The following is a 14,373-nucleotide window of genomic DNA, read 5'->3' on the forward strand; positions in this document are numbered from 1 at the left end:
CATCTCTTGAGCCCTACTATAACACGGGTGCCATTCCCTTTATTCGAGTTGCTGATGTTAAAAAACAAATAGATTACAATTCCTGTGTTAATATCCCGGAGATGGGAGAAGAATTTAAAACGCTACATATGTGTTATCCAGGTGATGTGGTTTTAACGAAGGGCGGTCGAGTCGGAACAGCTGGATTGATTACCTGTCCAAGTTATGTGACACGAGATTTAATCTTCATCAACTCTTCTATCCTTAGTCGTAAGGATTATGTCGTATTATACTTGTTTTTTTCTAGCAACTTTGCATATAAGCAAATGGTTAGATCAAGTTCTATGACCGCTCAGCCTCATCTTACAATTACTCTTATCAGAGATTTGTTAGTTTACAATTATTCTGATTCGTTTAAGAGCGAGATAGAAAAGCACTTTACGGTTCTAGAAAATCTTAACCGTCAAGCGCAAGTGCTGTATTCTGAAGCAAAACAGATCTTGATGGACGAACTAAATATTTGTGTAGAGACAATATCAGTTAGCTCATATACAACTAAATATTTATCGAAATCCTTTATAACATCGGGACGTTTGGATGCAGAATACTATCAGCCGAAGTATGATTCTTATCTTAAGATACTTTCGCGTTTTGAAACCACACGAATTCCTGCTGAATTCGACGTGTTTAAAAATTCTGGAACAAATTATGCGGAGGGAGTCAGTGATGTCGGCGTAATAAAAACAAAACAACTTACAAATTCCGGTGTAAACACCGAAGGCGTTGAGAGCTATTTTACAAATGAAGTATGCGCTCAGAACAAAAGCACATTTATTTCCAACAAAGATGTGATTTTTGCTTCAATGGGCGTTGGCTCTCTTGGAAAGGTTAGTCTATTCTCCTGTGATGGAGAGGAGCGATTTGTGACTGATTCCACTCTTAGGATATATAGAGCCAAACAAAATGCACGTGTTCTTCCTGAAGTTCTGTGTATCTTCCTTCAGTCTACAATCGGCCAGGAACTTATCTATCGATATGTTGTTGGTAGCACCGGTATCATCAATATCTATGACGAGGATATTGCCAAGATACCTATTCCTGTTCTGGATATGGAAATTCAAAAAAAAATTGCTAAAAAAATTCAAGAATCTTTTGCTCTCCGCCGTTACTCCAATCAATTCCTTGAATATGCAAAGCAAGCTGTAGAGATGGCAATTGAGCAAGGAGAAGATTCTGCATTGGCATGGTTAAATAGTAAGATTTCCAATGTGGAGGCGTGACTACAATGCCAGACAAGACATACAAAAACTGGAAAACGGTCACTGAGGCAGATTTTGTTTCTCTTTTTATTAAAACTTGGTTCGCATATATCTCAACCTTGAGAACGATGTTTCCAGAAGCATATAACCGGCGTGGCGATAAAAAGTATCTGGATGCCTACAAAAAGTTTTACAAAACAACTGGCTATAAAAAGCTGATCATTGACGAAAACATTATGGCATCAATTGAAAAAGTATATCAAGAAGGTCGTAATGTTATTCTTGAGAAATATCCAGAATACTATCTATGGGACTTTTATAATATCAATGAGAACTTCGATTTCACATACAAGCAGATCCCACCAGATAAATCTGAATGTCTTATAGTCGGATTTAAGATGAACAGAAATCGTGGAACGAAATGGAGCTTTATCATTACCGGGTTTGTTCGACTCTTCGGAAAGTATTACGGGGAAGAGTATAACGAAAACCTGAATTTTCGATTGAACATTTCCGATATTTTGAATCGCTCACCTGAATACATAGCAGAGAATCAAGGAGTCAGTGAGCAGGACTATTTGTCATGGTTATTGAAGGAAATCAACTATAGCGTTACTCATGAGATTGTCGAGACATTCAAAACTATGTATGAAAAAGCAACATACGGGAAAAGAGTCATAACAAAAATTCACAATCTTGAAAAACAGGCAATTTCTGCAATATGGTCAATATTTTCTCTTAATGCCAAAGACGAGTCCTCCAAATCAAAAGATGAGATGGAGCTTGACAGGAATACATATGAAATAGTTCGACAGCGCCCGTTGAATTACTTTTTATATCACCGGGATGTTGAATGGCAGCCTGTTAGAGATATGACGGCGAGCGAAGAACGATGGTATAAGAACTTGTATAAAATCCTGAAAACAACTAGCATTTTATGGTTTCTGGATTTTGTCTATCGTTTGCGTAATGCTCTTTTTCACGAAATCATTGATCCACTTGATGAAGAATGGCAGATTATTTTTAAAAATGCGTACTTGGTACTAAAAGAAATTGTAGACATAAATATTGTGGAGATTGAAGCAAAACGCTAATCTTCTCTTTAATGACACAGGGCGAACGCACAGGAAAGTGCATAAAATGGCTGTCGCATCATGATTAACAAATCATAAATGCGGCAGCCTCTTTTTTAGTGTCACCAAGAAATTATACGAGGGATGAGTAATCCGCTCATCACCCAACAAGGGGCCTTTTGTCGAGGATTTCCAGCTAAATTTAACTTGCGAAATTTTCCAAAATACAGTTTCCTGCATGAAATAAGAAAACTGATATAATTTCATGGATAACGAGTATTTATTTTATCGCCGCTTCCTTTTCTTGGTGCTGTTATGTCCGTGCGGCCGAGCCTTTCCCCTCATATTGTTGGGATTCTTCAGCAACCTGGACAAGCTCAGTATCCTCATAAACGCCGAGAAATCCTCGGAAGCAATCTTGTCAAATGGAATCTGCATCTGGTCGCAAAACTCGTGGATTACCCGTTCCTCATTACTGCCCAACTGCATAGCACGGTCAAACTTTTCCTTGACCTCTGTAAAAGTCGGCTGCGGATCGGCGGTGGTGCGGTCAGTGACATGGACCTGACGAATATCACGAACGATACTGTCAAGATCATCATGAATTGTGTGGCTGAAAAAGTCGCTCTCCTGCACCTGTCCAAGCTCCAGCGGGCGGACATAAAGGTCGTTCTCCCCCGGCGCATGGCTGCGGATCACTTCCTGCCGGGTGGCCTCCAGCACCAGATTCATCTGGGCAATCCGCATATCGGCGATCTGGTCAACGAAAATCTCAATATCCGTCATCAGCCGCTGGAAGTTTCCGTATGTGGCAATCTCACACAGCAGCCGGTTGTTGATTTTTCCGCTGCTCAATAATGTAACCATATCATCACTCAAATGCAGGGCCTGAAGCTCTGTATTTGGGTGATTTTTATTTTCCGATAACCCCATCAGGTAATCGGTGGACACCCCATAAAATTCCGCCAGTGTAGCGATGGCAAAGGGGCTGATGTCCTTATAATCGTCACTCTCATATTTGCTGAGAGCAGATTTGGAAAGCCCAGTCTGCTCGGCCAGCTGCTCCAGCGTCAGGTGCCTATCCACCACCCGCAAGTCTTTTAACCGCTCCGGGATCGACAGCTTTGTATGCATCCAAATTCCCCCTCTCATTAGGAAAATCCTGCCGTTTTCAACCATTATACCATGATTCCATAAGCGTGGAAATATGCTGATTTCAAGCCGTTTTCCATCGTTTTGGACATACGGGAGAGGGCCTGTTTTTTCGGTAAAATGAGTTTTGTCAGGAGACACAGAACCTTAAAAATTGAATGACCGGTCTGCGTGGGATATGCTCCCTGGGGATGTAGCGCCAAGACTTCCGGCATCTGACCGGAACGAGCGTACCAACGGGAACGATACGCTGCTGTGAGATTCGGCAGAGGAACGACACCAGAATAGCCCGGCAACTAACACAAAAAACATCATTCTTTTTAGGAGGTTGATTTTATGAAGTTAAGTATGAAGGAAAAGAAAGTGTTGTATGCCTTTGCCTGTCCCAATCACCACAACACGGTGACACGGCTGAAATGGCTGACCGCCCTGACCGTTGACCCGCAGGCCAAGCACCGGATGCTGGAACTGGCCCGGAAGATGGAAACAAAGATGGCAGAAAGCTGGTACACCGGCTTTTATCATCAGCTCCGTGCGGAGATGGACGAGTATTACAGCGCCAAGCGCCGTCTGCGTTTAGTAAAGGAAAACACCGACTATGAGGAGAATCTGTATGACGAAGCTGTCTAAGTATGAGAAAGAAACCATCATCAACTGGAACGAGGCGGAGAACACCGCCAGTATTTACACCTTCAACGCCGATCTGAAGCGCAGGCTGGCCGAGTTCAGCCGCAAGTATCCTCAGTTGTGCCGGTTGGAGCGCAGCAGCACTGAGGGCAGCGTGACCTATGTGATGGACAAGTCCCGCCTGTCCATCCGTCTGGTACCGCCGTACAGTGAGGAACGGCTGGTTGCTGCCAGAGAGTACGCCAAACAGCACGGATTTCAGGCCTTGCGGACGGACAAGAAGAGCGCCTGAAACCGGGTCAATTCACAGGAAAATGGCAGGTCTGCACCCGGTATTTTACAGTGAATTGGTACAGGGACACCCCGGTATCCCTCCCTGCCGGGAAATGCGACAAAAGGAGCATTCAGAGCCGGAGGAGCTGACAGAAACCGCACAAGCGATGAAAGTCAGCTTCTCCGGGCAGGAGTACAGAGGGCGGCAAGCCCTTTGTGCCTGGGTGCAGGGGCGGCAGCGCCCTGTTGGGGTCAAGGGGCAAGGCCCATTGGCGGGTTGAGGGCAGCCGTCCCATCGGGTCAAGGGTGAAACGCCTTGCCCAGGGAGAGTTGATGCTTTGCGTCAATTCGTACTGGGTATTACCTGACGCAGAAATCCGCAGGTTTGGCGGCTTCGCCGCTGCTTTCCTTCGGGAAAAATCAACGGAGAATGGAGGGATGGAAATTGAAACTGACACGGCATAACGGACGCTCCGGCAAGCATGGCACATATAATCCCCGGCACAATGACCGCCGGTTTGATGTGGAAAACAGTGAACACATTGATGCCCAGCGAGCCAAGAAAAATGCGTACTGGGACTGCTACCGTGGATTCACTACCCCGGGACTTCGGGAAAATCCGGAACAGCCGGATTTCAGCTTTGAAGAAATTGAGCGGATGTATTACTACGAGCATTATTCCGACCATGTGGATGCCCAGAACGCCCGGAACGAGAAAACCCGGCACACCGAGCGCAACCGCACGGTGGAAGATCTTTTGAAAAACAACAAGACCTGTCCAGAGGAAAGTATCTACCAGATTGGCACCATGGAAGAATCCGTTCCACCGGGTACTCTGGCACTCATTGTCAGCGAATTTTATGAGGAGTTTGAACAGCGCTTTGGTTCCCATATCCACATTCTGGACTGGGCGCTGCATCTGGATGAGGGTACGCCTCACATCCACGAGCGCCATGTGTTTGACTGCAAAAACCGGTATGGGGAGTTGTGCCCCCAGCAGGAAAAGGCGCTGGAGGAACTGGGCTTTGAATTGCCTGATCCGAGTAAGCCCAAGGGCAAACACAACAATCGAAAACAAACCTTTGATGCAGTATGCCGCACGCTGCTCTTTGACATCAGCCGCAAACATGGGGTGCATTTGGAGCAGGAGCCGTCCTATGGTGGGCGGACGTATCTGGAGAAACAGGATTATATCCTGATGAAGCAAAAGGAGCAGTTGGCCGCCCAGAAACAGAAGCTGGAGGAGCTGACCCTGAAAATCGAGGATGCGGAAACACTGGTGGAGGAAGTTTCGGATATTGCCTATGACAAGGCGGTGGAGGTTGTCACCGATACTGTCCGGCTGGAAACCCATAAGGAGGACATCCGGTTGGTGGAAGAAACGAAAACCTGGTTACTCTCGCCAGAACGGAAAGCTCCGCAAAAAGAGCGTGAGTATGCCGCCACCCGGCTGGATGGGGTGATCTCCAAAATTAAAAATGCCATGCAGTCTGCCCTGACAAAAATCCAGAAGAAGCTGATGCAGCCGGAGGTTAAACAGGCTGGTAAACAGCAGATTCAGGAAAAGGCCAAGGAATCCATTCTTGCTTTCCTGAAAAAAGCCAAGCAGGATAGCAAACAGAGAGAATACAACCGGAAAAAGCAGCGGGAAAAACAGGATATGGAGCTTTAAGGCATCTGATTTTGCGAACAAATCAGATGCTTTTCCCTTGAGGAGGTGAGAAACATTGAACAGCGAATCGCAGAGTTTAGTGCCTGCAACCCAGCAGGCCGAAAGCATGGAATTGACTATTGATGAAGTGCGGGAAAGCCTTTCCACGACAGAAAAAGGACAACCGGCCAATACCATTGGAAATTGCCGCACGGTGTTTTGCCAAGATCCGCTTTTACGGGGCGCAATCCGGCTAAATCTGCTGACCGACTGTGTGGATATTGTGCGGGATTTGGGCTGGCGCAGAAACACCAGCGCCTTGACCGATACCGATGTCAAATATCTGCTCCTTTACTTTGAGCAGAACTATGGCCTGACCAGTGAAAAGAAGCTGATGGCGGCGCTCTCCATCGTGGCAAACGAAAACTGCTATCACCCCATTCAGGATGTGCTGAACAGTCTGGTGTGGGACGGAAAGCCCCGGATACGCTCCTGCCTGCATCACTTTTTGGGGGCAGACGAGAGCGACTATGTGGAAGAAATGCTCAAGCACTTCCTGCTGGGAGCTATCCGCCGGGTCTTCCATCCAGGCTCCAAGTATGAGGAGCTGCTCTGTCTGGTGGGCGGTCAGGGAGCGGGAAAGTCCACTTTCTTTCGCTTTCTGGCTATACAGGATGAGTGGTTTTCCGACGACCTGAAAAAGCTGGACGATGACAAGGTGTTTGCCAAGCTGCAAGGACACTGGATCATCGAGATGTCGGAGATGCTGGCCACCAGTAACGCCAAGAGCATCGAGGAGATCCGCTCCTTTATCAGCCGTCAAAAGGAAACCTACCGAACGCCCTATGAATCCCAGCCCAAAGACCGGCTGAGGCAGTGTGTGTTCGGCGGTTCCTCCAACACGCTGGATTTCCTACCCCTTGACCGGGCTGGAAACCGCCGGTTCCTGCCGGTGATGATTTACCCTGAGAAAGCGGAGGTTCACATTCTGGAGGACGAAGCTGCTTCCAGGAAATATCTGTTGCAGGTATGGGCGGAGGCTATGACCATTTACCGCAGCGGCGAGTATTCCATGAAGTTTTCAAAGGAGATTCAAAAGCAGCTGGTGGAGGTTCAGAAGGACTTCATGCCGGAGGACACCGAGGCTGGGCAGATTCAGGGGTTCCTGGAACACTATACCGGTAATGTAGTCTGCTCCAAGCAGCTGTTCAAGGAAGCGTTGGGACACGCTTTTGAGGAGCCGAAGCGTTGGCAGCTGCACAACATCAATGAGATCATGAACACAGTGGTGACCGGCTGGAAGTCTTTCTCTAACCCACGGATGTTTGCTGGATATGGGCGGCAGCGTGGCTGGGAAAGGGAGATTTCCGGCAACGAACTGCCCGACAACGAAGATGGATTTGTAGAACTGAGCAAGGAAGAAGTCCGTCAGCTGGAGCTGCCAAAGGAGTGGATTGCCTGATTTACAGGGCATGTTGCCCAGTTGGTTGTCGGCTGGTTGCTGACTTTGTTGTCACAAAAATGGGGGTATGGATACGATAAATGCTCATAAAGCAAGAATTTTTGAGGAGTATTGGCTCTCTGACAACGAAAGCAACGAGATTTCACAAGAAAATTTGAAAAGTAAGAAACGATGGTCAGACGATAGGTTGCAGGTATTTCGGGGGTTGTTGCTGGGCTTCGTTGCCGATGTCCTTTGTCTGGCTTTTCTGATCTATGGAGGTAGCCTATGGGAAATGAAAAGACAATGACTTGCAGTAAGAAGTGTTTGGATATTCCGGTCTGGCGGCGCTATACCCTGACCATTGAGGAAGCCGCCGGATATTATCATATCGGAGAGGGAAAGCTGCGGATGCTGATTGATGAGCATCCCAACGAGGATTTTTATGTGATGAATGGAAACCGTGCTTTGATCAAACGGGAGAAATTTGAAAGGTATCTGGATCAGGCCACTGCTGTATAATAACCTTTCAAAAAGTTGATGGCAGATCGCCATTCTTTCATGGCAAAGCTATACGGAGAGCCAAACTTGTGCTATGATAAGAGTGCAAGTCTGGCTCTCCTTTCTTTTAGAGGAGAGATTTCAATGAGTGAAAAAAGACGAGACAATCGCAATCGGATTTTGCGAGAAGGCGAGTATCAGCGCAAGGATGGGAGGTATCGGTTCCGCTATCTCGACGAGGATGGCAAAGAGCAAAATGTGTACAGCTGGCGGCTGGATAAAAATGATCCTATGCCCAAGGGAAAAAAGCGAGAGCCTTCCCTGAGAGAAAAGGAAAAGCAGATTGAAGCGGATCTGTTCGATCACATCGTAACCAACAGTGGAAAGCTCACGGTTTTGGAACTGGTGGAAAAGTATGTGTCTCTGAAAACCGGCGTTCGCCATAATACGGTCGCAGGCTACAAGACGGTGATCAACATCTTGAAAAAAGAGTCGTTCGGCAGGCAGCGCATTGACAAGGTGCGCTTGTCGGATGCCAAAGCATGGCTCATCAAGCTTCAGAAGGTGGATGGCAGAGGGTATAGCTCCATTCATTCGATTCGAGGCGTTCTCAGACCGGCATTCCAGATGGCGGTGGATGATGACCTGATCCGCAAGAATCCGTTTGGTTTTGAGCTGGCATCGGTAGTTGTCAATGACTCAGTGACGAGAGAAGCCATCAGCCGAAAACAGGAACGGGATCTTCTGAAGTTCATCAAAGAGGACAAGCATTTCAGCAGATACTACGACGGGATCTATATTCTCTTTCACACAGGGCTTCGTATCTCGGAATTCTGTGGACTTACGATCCAGGATGTTGAGTTTGAGGAAATGCGTATCAAGGTAGATCATCAGTTGCAGAGAACATCACAGATGGAGTATGTGATCCAGCAGCCCAAGACAGAAAGCGGCATACGCTATGTTCCGATGACCGAGGAGGTAGCATCCTGTTTTCGCCGGATCATCGCCAACCGTGTGGTCCCCAAAACGGAGCCAATGGTGGATGGGTACGTTGGTTTTCTGTTTCTGGACAAGAACGATATGCCCATGGTAGCGCTTCATTGGGAGAAGTACATGGAGCATATTGTCCAGAAGTATAACAAGATTTACCGCATCCAGATGCCGAAAGTAACGCCTCATGTGTGCAGGCACACCTTCTGTTCCAATATGGCAAAATCCGGGATGAACCCCAAGACATTGTAGTACATCATGGGCCACGCAGACATCAGTGTAACGCTGAATACTTACACCCATGTGAAGTTTGATGACGCCAAAGATGAACTGCTGCGTGTGGCGAACGCTTAAAATTGCCCGTTGGTAAAGCGACTTTCTTTACCAACGCCTTTACCAATATTGCAGGAAAAAACATGAGAAATCCTGAGAAGATTCGAGAAGATATCTTCAAAACAGGTGGAAGCTCAGGCTGCACAAAAAGTGTGAAAAATCCTGTAATATCAAGCATATGAGAAGAAATACAGGACTTATGAGGAGTTATAAAAAGATGATAAAAATACTTTTTGTGTGCCATGGAAATATCTGCCGCAGCCCCATGGCCGAGTTCGTGATGAAGGACCTGCTGCAGCGCGCCGACTTATCCGGCTGCGCGCAGGTCGCTTCCGCCGCTGTGAGCGCGGAGGAGCTCGGCAATCCCGTCTACCCGCCAGCGCGCCGCAAGCTGGCCGAGCACGGGATACGGTGTGACGGAAAAACCGCCCGTCTGCTGCAGGCCGCGGACTACCAGACCTACGACCTTCTGATCGGCATGGACCGCCGCAACCTCGCGGCGATGCGGCGCATCTGCGGCGGCGATCCTGACCATAAACTGCGCCTGCTGCTTGATTTCACCGCCCAGCCCCGCGATGTTGCCGATCCCTGGTACACCCGCGATTTTGAGCAGACCTGGCAGGATATCACAGCCGGCTGCGCCGCCCTGCTCCGGACATGCTTCAGCACGCATGCGGAACCTCTATAACCACACCCAAAACAGCCAAAAAGCGGCGGTAAAGACTTACCGCCGCTCTTCTGTATCCCCTGTTTGCCCATCCCGTGCCAGCAGCTCGCGCAGGCGGTTCCGGTTATAGACCAGATGCAGCGTCATTGCATCCTCCGCGGCAATCGGGTCATTTGCACGGACAGCCTCCACGATCGCACGATGCGAGCTGATCGTTTCTTCCTTCAGGCGTGCATCCGTCAGGTCGATGAACAGATCGATCGCCCCCAGGATGATCGGCTCCAGATTCGGAATCACCACATTGCCGCTCAGCTCGCCGAGCTTGGCATGGAACGCGGCGTCCTCCTGCGTGTGCCGCGCGCCGGCAGCATACCGCTGCTCGACGGCCCGCGCCAGCGCGGCCAGCTCGTCCGCCTGCGCGGGGGTAGCGCGCAGCGCGGCCAGCGCGGCAACGCGGGGCTCGAGCATCATGCGGAACTCCACCAGGTCGGCAGCCAGCTTCTGTTTATCACGGATAAAAGTGAAGCCCAGCGGGTCGTCCGATACGCCGGTGTTTCCGCTGACGAACACCCCCGCCCCCTGCCGCGCCTCCAGGATATTGCGCGAGGACAGCATGCGCACCGCTTCCCGCAGCGTGCTGCGCCCCACTCCCAGCAGGCCAGACAGTTCCTTTTCGTTGGGCAGCCGGTCCCCCTGCTCCAGCCCTCTGTCTACGATATATGCGATCAGCGCGTCCGCTGTCTGGCCGGCCAGCGACCGGTTTTCCTCCGCCATGGCGCCGCCTCCTTCCCTGTCTCTATTGTATCCCAACCAGCCGGCGCGCGCAAGCGCTTCCCAGCATTTTCTCCTCAAATCATCAGATATATTTTATCTTCTTTATTTTGTGTTGGTATTATTTTTTCGATTTTCTGTTTTGTTATTGACTTATTCTATCGGCAGCGTCTATAATAAGCTTAAAGTCATCAGATGAATTTGATGGGTGCGCAAAACCATCAGACAAAACATGTTTGAGAGAAAAGGAGCGGAACTGGTATGATAAGTCAGGAGATTCGCAAGCTCGCGCCGGAGCAGGACCCGCTGCGCATGGGCATGGGCTGGACGGTGGAGGATCTGTCCAAGCCGCAGATCATGATTGAGAGCACATTCGGCGACAGCCACCCGGGCAGCGCCCATCTGCTTGAGTTGGTCGACCGCGCGACGGATGGTGTCAAGCAGGCGGGCGGCCGGCCCGCCCGCTATTTTGCCACGGATATCTGCGACGGTATGGCGCAGGGGCATGACGGCATCAACTATTCTCTCGCCTCGCGCGACACGATCTGCAATATGATCGAGATACATGCGGGCGCGACGCCGTTTGACGGCGGCATTTTTGTGGCCTCCTGCGACAAGGCGGTACCCGCGCACCTGATGGGGATCGGCCGCGTCAATATGCCTTCCATCCTGGTCACGGGCGGCGTCATGGACGCGGGTCCCGACCTGCTGACGCTTGAACAGATCGGCAAATACAGCGCCATGTGCCAGCGCGGCGAGATCACCGAGGAACAGCTCACCTATTACAAGCAGCACGCCTGCCCCTCCTGCGGCGCGTGCTCGTTCATGGGTACCGCCTCCACCATGCAGGTCATGGGCGAGGCGCTCGGCCTGATGCTGCCCGGCTCGGCGCTCATGCCCGCCACCTGCGAGGACCTGCGAGACGTTGCGCGCCGCGCGGGCGAGCAGGTCATGCGCCTTGCGCAAACCGGTCTCAAGCCGCGCGATATCGTCACGCGCGAGTCGTTTGAAAACGCCATCATGGTGCATGCGGCGATCTCCGGCTCCACCAACTCGCTCATCCACATGCCCGCGATCGCGCATGAGTTCGGCATCGAGCTGGACGCCGAGCTGTTTGACCGCATGCACCGCGGCGCGCATTACCTGCTCGATATCCGTCCGGCGGGCAAGTGGCCGGCGCAGTATTTCTATTACGCGGGCGGCGTGCCGCGCATCATGGAGGAGATCAAGTCCATGCTGCACCTCGACGCGATGACCGTCACCGGCAAAACGCTGGGCGAAAACCTGGAAGAGCTGCGCGCCAACGGCTTCTACGACAAGTGCGACGAATACTGCGCCGCGCACGGCGTGACCCGCGACGACGTTATCCGCCCGTTTGACAAGGCGATCGGCACGGACGGCGCGATCGCGATTCTCAAGGGCAACCTCGCGCCCGAGGGAGCGGTCATCAAGCATACAGCCTGCCCCAAGGAGATGTTCCAGGCGACGCTGCGCGCCCGCCCGTTCGACAGCGAGGAAGAGGCGATCGACGCGGTCCTGACCCACAAAATCCAGCCCGGCGACGCGGTGTTCATCCGCTACGAAGGCCCCAAGGGCTCCGGCATGCCTGAAATGTTCTACACCTCGGAGGCGATCTCGTCCGATAAGGAGCTTGGCCGTTCGATCGCCCTGATAACGGACGGACGTTTCTCCGGCGCGTCCACCGGCCCGTCCATCGGCCACGTTTCCCCCGAAGCGGCCAGCGGCGGCCCGATCGCGCTGGTCGAGGAGGGCGACCTTATCCGCATCGATATCCCCGCGCGTGTGCTGGCAATCGTCGGTGTGAACGGCGAGGAAAAAACACCCGCCGAAATGGAGGAAATCCTGGCCGCGCGCCGCGCCAAGTGGCAGCCGAAGCCGGCGAAATACACCTCCGGTGTGCTCAAGATCTTCTCCGAGCACGCGGTGTCCCCCATGCAGGGTGGTTACATGAAATAACGCGCAAACAGGCTTTACTCAACCGCCTGCGGCAACCAGCCGCAGGCGGTTTTCCTGTCTGCTGATACGCGCTGTCCCGATTCCGTCCGATAAAAGCGGCGGACTGCTGTATCGTATCCTTAAAAGCGCTCCGGCACGGTTTCTGCGTGTCGAAGCGCTTTTTCGTGTTATCTGGAGTTATGCTGCGTCCTGCAGCTTCTGTGCGGCGCGGTATCCCTCCGCCACGGCGACCGAGCCTGCCGAATTGCCCAGCACCATGACCGCCATGGACAGCCACGCCTGCCCGCTGCCCCACACGCCGGCCAGCGAATAATAAAACATATTGGCAACACAGTGCTCAAAGCCGGAAAGGATGAACACTGCAACGGCCAAAAATACCGCGGCGTATTTGCCCAGCGCAAGCTCAAAAACGCCAAACCCATTCACGCCAATGTACATCAGCACGCCGCAGAACACCGCCAGGATAAAAACGCTGGCCGGCGCGTCCTGCAGCTTTACCGCACTCAGCTCAGCCGCGCGGCCAACCAGGTTTGCCGCCGCGCGCGTCTGCCGAAGCAGCAGCGCTGTGCCGAATGCGCCCGCAAAATTTCCCACGAGCGTCAACAGCAGCTTCGCGGCATAACCGTGTCCGCCGCGGAACAGGTACCCGATTTTGCCGGTATACAGCCACAGCCGCATGGAAACCACAAAGAACAATCCGATGCTGAACAGCGAAGCGCCGACTACCTTGCTGTCCACCGATAAATATACCGTCCCGCCGACCGAGATCATCATACCGGCCAAAACGCCGGACAGCAGGATCCCCATATACGGCCTTGCGCCGCCTGTTTTCTTTTCCACAACCGTCGTCCCTTTTCTCTGTTTTGTTTTTTTATTATACCAAATCAAAACGCGTCTGACAAATCATACGATGTGCGAATTCCGCCGCCCGCACCGGGGATATAAAAATAAAAGCGGATATCTTGTCGTATTTCGGCAAATAAAGCTCTTGTAAAGTGCGAAAGATTTGTTACAATTAACTTGTATGCGGTGGTCACGGCATTCGGGCGCGCCCGCCGCAGGCAGGGGGAAAGCAACCACAGAGCCGCGGGCCGCACCGCCCGCACCAAAGAAGGAGGAAGCATGAGCAAAATAGAACCGTATATCACCAGCATTCCGGATTTTCCCGAACCGGGCGTGATCTTCCGCGATATCACCACCGCTATCGGCAGCGCGGACGGCCTGCAGCTTTCGGTCGACGAGATGGCCGCGCTGCTCGAGGGGGAGCCGTTCGATGTGGTCGCGGGTCTGGAATCCCGCGGCTTCCTGTTCGGCATGCCGATCGCGTACAAGCTGCACAAGCCGTTCATCCCCATCCGCAAGGAGGGCAAGCTGCCCCGCGAGACAGTCGGGGCGACCTACGACCTGGAGTACGGCACCGCCACAATCGAGGTCCATAAGGACGACATCAAGCCCGGCATGCGCGTCGTCCTGATCGACGACCTGATCGCGACCGGCGGCACGCTGGAGGCCGCGGCGCACCTGCTGGAGCAGCTCGGCGCAAAGGTCGTCAAGATCGTCTGCCTGCTGGAGCTGAAAGGCCTGCACGGGCGCGACCGTCTGAAGGACTATCCGCTGGCGACCGTCGTATCCTACGACGGCAAATGAGGAAGGGAAACCAGAGAAAGAAAAGGGGCTGA

General features: G+C 51.7%; 13 protein-coding genes and 1 pseudogene. 11 read left to right on the forward strand and 3 right to left on the reverse strand.

Features of this window, described 5'->3' with window-relative positions; all coding sequences use genetic code 11:
* Together ACYQ3S_RS11365 and ACYQ3S_RS11370 are read left to right on the forward strand one after the other, a co-directional pair.
* Window positions 1-1,259 (forward strand): restriction endonuclease subunit S (locus tag ACYQ3S_RS11365; protein WP_459689217.1); only part of this gene is annotated, 1,259 nt, incomplete at its 5' end.
* Between the two features lie 5 nt (window positions 1,260-1,264).
* Window positions 1,265-2,332, forward strand: a complete 1,068-nt coding sequence (locus ACYQ3S_RS11370) for a hypothetical protein (RefSeq protein WP_459689219.1) — start codon at window positions 1,265-1,267, stop codon at window positions 2,330-2,332.
* 264 nt (window positions 2,333-2,596) lie between these two features.
* Here ACYQ3S_RS11370 and ACYQ3S_RS11375 read toward each other — a convergent pair whose 3' ends face one another.
* On the reverse strand, window positions 2,597-3,445 hold the full coding sequence (locus ACYQ3S_RS11375; protein WP_459689221.1) for a helix-turn-helix domain-containing protein: 849 nt from the start codon (window positions 3,443-3,445) through the stop codon (window positions 2,597-2,599).
* Between the two features lie 354 nt (window positions 3,446-3,799).
* Here ACYQ3S_RS11375 and ACYQ3S_RS11380 point away from each other — a divergent pair, with 354 nt between their 5' ends.
* The 7 genes and pseudogenes from ACYQ3S_RS11380 (at window position 3,800) to ACYQ3S_RS11410 (ending at window position 9,967) form a co-directional block, all read left to right on the forward strand.
* Window positions 3,800-4,093, forward strand: coding sequence for a hypothetical protein (locus ACYQ3S_RS11380; protein ID WP_459689223.1), 294 nt, complete (start codon window positions 3,800-3,802; stop codon window positions 4,091-4,093).
* Window positions 4,077-4,382: a molecular chaperone gene (locus tag ACYQ3S_RS11385; protein ID WP_459689224.1), complete on the forward strand. Its 306-nt coding sequence runs from the start codon at window positions 4,077-4,079 to the stop codon at window positions 4,380-4,382. Before ACYQ3S_RS11380 ends, ACYQ3S_RS11385 begins: the two co-directional genes overlap by 17 nt.
* A gap of 426 nt (window positions 4,383-4,808) precedes the next feature.
* On the forward strand, window positions 4,809-6,035 hold the full coding sequence (locus ACYQ3S_RS11390; protein ID WP_459689226.1) for a serine/arginine repetitive matrix protein 2: 1,227 nt from the start codon (window positions 4,809-4,811) through the stop codon (window positions 6,033-6,035).
* 106 nt (window positions 6,036-6,141) lie between these two features.
* Complete coding sequence (locus ACYQ3S_RS11395; protein WP_459689227.1) at window positions 6,142-7,476, forward strand: virulence-associated E family protein; 1,335 nt, start codon at window positions 6,142-6,144, stop codon at window positions 7,474-7,476.
* 267 nt (window positions 7,477-7,743) lie between these two features.
* Window positions 7,744-7,977 (forward strand): excisionase, encoded by a 234-nt coding sequence (locus tag ACYQ3S_RS11400; protein WP_044939743.1) that lies wholly within the window; start codon window positions 7,744-7,746, stop codon window positions 7,975-7,977.
* A gap of 123 nt (window positions 7,978-8,100) precedes the next feature.
* Window positions 8,101-9,300: pseudogene (locus ACYQ3S_RS11405) on the forward strand (tyrosine-type recombinase/integrase).
* A gap of 196 nt (window positions 9,301-9,496) precedes the next feature.
* Window positions 9,497-9,967: a low molecular weight protein-tyrosine-phosphatase gene (locus ACYQ3S_RS11410; protein ID WP_459689229.1), complete on the forward strand. Its 471-nt coding sequence runs from the start codon at window positions 9,497-9,499 to the stop codon at window positions 9,965-9,967.
* 36 nt (window positions 9,968-10,003) lie between these two features.
* On the opposite strand, the gene ACYQ3S_RS11415 is transcribed toward ACYQ3S_RS11410, so the two are convergent.
* The gene (locus ACYQ3S_RS11415) at window positions 10,004-10,720 is read right to left on the reverse strand and encodes a FadR/GntR family transcriptional regulator (RefSeq protein WP_459689231.1); all 717 of its coding nucleotides are present in this window, start codon (window positions 10,718-10,720) and stop codon (window positions 10,004-10,006) included.
* 258 nt (window positions 10,721-10,978) lie between these two features.
* On the opposite strand from ACYQ3S_RS11415, the gene ilvD reads away from it, so the two are divergent.
* On the forward strand, window positions 10,979-12,694 hold the full coding sequence (gene ilvD / locus ACYQ3S_RS11420) for a dihydroxy-acid dehydratase (RefSeq protein ID WP_459689233.1): 1,716 nt from the start codon (window positions 10,979-10,981) through the stop codon (window positions 12,692-12,694).
* A 177-nt stretch (window positions 12,695-12,871) separates the two neighbouring features.
* Here the strand turns inward: ilvD and ACYQ3S_RS11425 are convergent, their stop codons facing one another.
* The gene (locus ACYQ3S_RS11425) at window positions 12,872-13,534 is read right to left on the reverse strand and encodes a formate/nitrite transporter family protein (protein ID WP_459689235.1); all 663 of its coding nucleotides are present in this window, start codon (window positions 13,532-13,534) and stop codon (window positions 12,872-12,874) included.
* Between the two features lie 282 nt (window positions 13,535-13,816).
* Here ACYQ3S_RS11425 and ACYQ3S_RS11430 point away from each other — a divergent pair, with 282 nt between their 5' ends.
* Window positions 13,817-14,341, forward strand: coding sequence for an adenine phosphoribosyltransferase (locus tag ACYQ3S_RS11430; RefSeq protein WP_459689237.1), 525 nt, complete (start codon window positions 13,817-13,819; stop codon window positions 14,339-14,341).
* The last annotated feature ends 32 nt before the right edge of the window (window positions 14,342-14,373 follow it).

This window comes from Agathobaculum sp. TL06 (assembly GCF_054658635.1).

What these genes read in the sequence shown, in the direction of transcription:
- ACYQ3S_RS11375 (WP_459689221.1), bottom strand. Translation starts at nt 3,445, where the DNA reads ATGCATACAAAGCTGTCGATCCCGGAGCGGTTAAAAGACTTGCGGGTG.
- ACYQ3S_RS11370 (WP_459689219.1), top strand. Translation starts at nt 1,265, where the DNA reads ATGCCAGACAAGACATACAAAAACTGGAAAACGGTCACTGAGGCAGAT.
- ACYQ3S_RS11385 (WP_459689224.1), top strand. Translation starts at nt 4,077, where the DNA reads ATGACGAAGCTGTCTAAGTATGAGAAAGAAACCATCATCAACTGGAAC.
- ACYQ3S_RS11410 (WP_459689229.1), top strand. Translation starts at nt 9,497, where the DNA reads ATGATAAAAATACTTTTTGTGTGCCATGGAAATATCTGCCGCAGCCCC.
- ACYQ3S_RS11430 (WP_459689237.1), top strand. Translation starts at nt 13,817, where the DNA reads ATGAGCAAAATAGAACCGTATATCACCAGCATTCCGGATTTTCCCGAA.
- ACYQ3S_RS11415 (WP_459689231.1), bottom strand. Translation starts at nt 10,720, where the DNA reads ATGGCGGAGGAAAACCGGTCGCTGGCCGGCCAGACAGCGGACGCGCTG.
- ilvD (WP_459689233.1), top strand. Translation starts at nt 10,979, where the DNA reads ATGATAAGTCAGGAGATTCGCAAGCTCGCGCCGGAGCAGGACCCGCTG.
- ACYQ3S_RS11400 (WP_044939743.1), top strand. Translation starts at nt 7,744, where the DNA reads ATGGGAAATGAAAAGACAATGACTTGCAGTAAGAAGTGTTTGGATATT.
- ACYQ3S_RS11395 (WP_459689227.1), top strand. Translation starts at nt 6,142, where the DNA reads ATGGAATTGACTATTGATGAAGTGCGGGAAAGCCTTTCCACGACAGAA.
- ACYQ3S_RS11380 (WP_459689223.1), top strand. Translation starts at nt 3,800, where the DNA reads ATGAAGTTAAGTATGAAGGAAAAGAAAGTGTTGTATGCCTTTGCCTGT.